The sequence below is a fragment of the Metallibacterium sp. genome, from assembly GCF_054637675.1.
Map to the genome: position 1 here is coordinate 1 of NZ_JBTSRB010000098.1, position 2,826 is coordinate 2,826.

Consider the following 2,826-nt stretch of genomic DNA (forward strand, 5'->3'; position numbering starts at 1 on the left):
CCGCTTCTCGTCATTCCCACGCTCCCGCTTCTCGTCATTCCCGCCCCATCGTCATTCCCGCCCCATCGTCATTCCCGCCCATCGTCATTCCCGCGAAGGCGGGAATCGCTCTTCACGACAGCGGTGGGTCCAGAACGAGAAACCGTGCGGTGACGGCACTGGATGACCAGCTTCGCTGTTTAGAAGCGCTTCCCGCCCCCGCCTTCGCGGGGGCAGGCTCTGCGCGGGGATGACGAAAGACAAGGTCACCCCCGCGCCCCGCGCGCCGGTTGGTCGTCCCTCGGCGGGAATGGAGCCTGCAGCACTGCGCGCCTTGTCCACAGCGCGCATCGGGTTTCCTGTGGACAAGCTGATGATGAAGCCCGCCAAGGCCTTGTCGCGCTTGCCGCGCGCGACGCATTGATCAAGCTTTGGCCACGTGCGTGGAGTGTGCCAAGATTCCGCGCATTCACTCGCAAGGTCGACCCACGTGAAACGCGCAGTCATCACCGGCATCACCGGGCAGGACGGGGCTTATCTGGCTCGCCTGCTGTTGAACAAGGGCTACAAGGTGTTCGGCACGTATCGCCGCACCAGTTCGGTCAATCAGTGGCGCATCCAGGAGCTGGGCATCGCCGAGCACGCCAATCTGGAGCTGGTCGAGTACGACCTCACCGATCAGGGCACCAGCATTCGCCTGATCGAACAGGCGCAGCCGGACGAGGTGTACAACCTCGCCGCGCAGAGTTTCGTCGGCGTGTCCTTCGATCAGCCGGCGACCACGGCGCAGATCACCGGCGTGGGTGCGCTGTTCCTGCTCGAGGCCATCCGCATGGTCAACCGCAAGACGCGCTTCTATCAGGCTTCCACCTCGGAGATGTTCGGCAAGGTGCAGGCGGTGCCGCAGAGCGAGCGCACGCCGTTCTGGCCGCGCAGCCCGTATGGCGTGGCCAAGCTCTACGCGCACTGGATGACGGTGAATTACCGCGAGTCCTACGACATTTTCGGTGCCAGCGGCATCCTGTTCAATCACGAATCGCCGCTGCGCGGACGCGAGTTCGTCACGCGCAAGATCACCGACGCCGCGGCGCGCATCGTGCGCGGGCGCCAGGAGCTGCTGGAGCTGGGCAACCTCGACGCGCGCCGCGACTGGGGCTACGCCGAGGAATACGTCGAAGGCATGTGGCGCATGCTGCAGACCGATCATCCCGACACCTACGTGCTGGCCACCGGGCGCACCGAATCGGTGCGCGATTTCGTCAACCTCGCCTTCGCCGTGGTGGACTTGCCGCTGCACTGGCAGGGGCAGGGCATCGACGAGGTCGGCGTGGACGCCAAGGGCCAGGTGCGCGTGCGCATCAACCCGCGCTTCTACCGCCCCGCCGAGGTCGAAATGCTGATCGGCGATGCGGGCAAGGCGCGCACCGAATTGGGCTGGGAAGCGCGCACTTCTCTGGAGGATCTGTGCCGCACGATGGTGCAGGCCGATCTGGTGCGCGTCGAGCATGACCGCTCGTTTTGAGATGTCGCGTCGACCACGCGCATGCCTGACGCGCGGTACGCCGCCCATGGCTGAATGCGCCCATGGTTTCTGAAAATACGTCGCCGCTGGCGCTGCTCACCGGCAGCCGCGGTTTCACCGGACGCTACCTGCGCGCGGAACTGGCGCAGGCCGGCTATCGCGTGCTGGGTGTGGTGCAGGACGGCGCCGTCGGCGAGGATGAAATCGCGCTGGACCTGCGCGATCGCGACGCCACCCTGCGTGCCTTGGCGCCGCTGCTGCCGGCCGTGGTCGTGCATCTGGCCGGCATCGCGCAGGTGGCGCACGGCGATGCCGCCGCGCTGTATCAGACCAACCTGATCGCCACGCGCAACCTGCTCGAAGCCCTGGCGCAGTGCGCCGCGCCGCCGCGCGCGGTGCTGCTGGCCAGCAGCGGCAACGTCTACGGCAATCTCGGCGCCGAGGTGCTGGACGAGTCCATGGCGCCGCAGCCGGCCAACGATTACGCGGTGAGCAAGCTGGCCATGGAGCACATGGCGCGGCTGTGGATGACGCGCCTGCCGATCATTCTGGCGCGGCCGTTCAACTACACCGGCGTGGGCCAGAGCGAGGACTTCCTGCTGCCCAAGATCGTCGGCCACTTCCGCCACGGGGCGCGCGTCATCGAGCTGGGCAACACCCACGTGGCGCGCGATTTCAGCGACGTGCGCGAGGTGGCGCGCTGTTATCGCAAGCTGGTGCAGACGCCCGCCGCCATCGGCCGGACGCTCAACGTGTGCTCGGGCCGGCTCACCACGTTGGACGAAGTGCTGCAGTTGATGCAGCACATCGCGGGCTATGCGATCGGCGTGCGCGTCAATCCGGCCTTCGTGCGCGGCAACGAGATCGCGCGCCTGCGCGGCAGCGATGCGCGCCTGCGCGCCGTGCTGGACGATGCACCGGGCGGCATCCCGCTGCGCGAGACACTGCGCTGGATGTTCGCGGCGCCTTAGACCATCTGAACAAGCCGTCATCCCGGCGCAGGCCGGAGGCGCTTTATAACCGCGCAGCGGGTCATCCAAGGCTTTTGCAAGATATTGAAGAGACTGGATGACCAGCTTCGCTGTTGTAAAGCGCTTTCGGCTTTCGCCGGAATGACGAACAAGGACTTTGATCAGAACTTCCTTGGTGAAAGCGCGTAGCCTTGCGATGAGCGATGGCGACTCTCGCAGTGCCATCCTGCTACCGCGCCCGGCACGGGCTTGCATTTTCCGCGCGCGTTCCCGCTTGTCGGTCACTGTCGTGGTGACCTCGCAGCTCGCGTTGCGTTGGAGATGAGCATGGCGGTGGGGGGGGGGGGGGGGGGG

At 66.3% G+C, this 2,826-nt stretch carries 2 protein-coding genes; both read left to right on the top strand.

Features of this window, described 5'->3' with window-relative positions; all coding sequences use genetic code 11:
* The first annotated feature begins 469 nt into the window (after nucleotides 1-469).
* Nucleotides 470-1,501: a GDP-mannose 4,6-dehydratase gene (gene gmd / locus ACYDAT_RS15800; RefSeq protein WP_461451367.1), complete on the top strand. Its 1,032-nt coding sequence runs from the start codon at nucleotides 470-472 to the stop codon at nucleotides 1,499-1,501.
* Between the two features lie 62 nt (nucleotides 1,502-1,563).
* Nucleotides 1,564-2,472 (top strand): NAD-dependent epimerase/dehydratase family protein, encoded by a 909-nt coding sequence (locus ACYDAT_RS15805; RefSeq protein ID WP_461451369.1) that lies wholly within the window; start codon nucleotides 1,564-1,566, stop codon nucleotides 2,470-2,472.
* Nucleotides 2,473-2,826 lie beyond the last annotated feature (354 nt).

Excerpts from the sequence above, each read along its gene's own strand:
- ACYDAT_RS15805 (WP_461451369.1), top strand. The coding sequence starts at position 1,564 with ATGGTTTCTGAAAATACGTCGCCGCTGGCGCTGCTCACCGGCAGCCGC.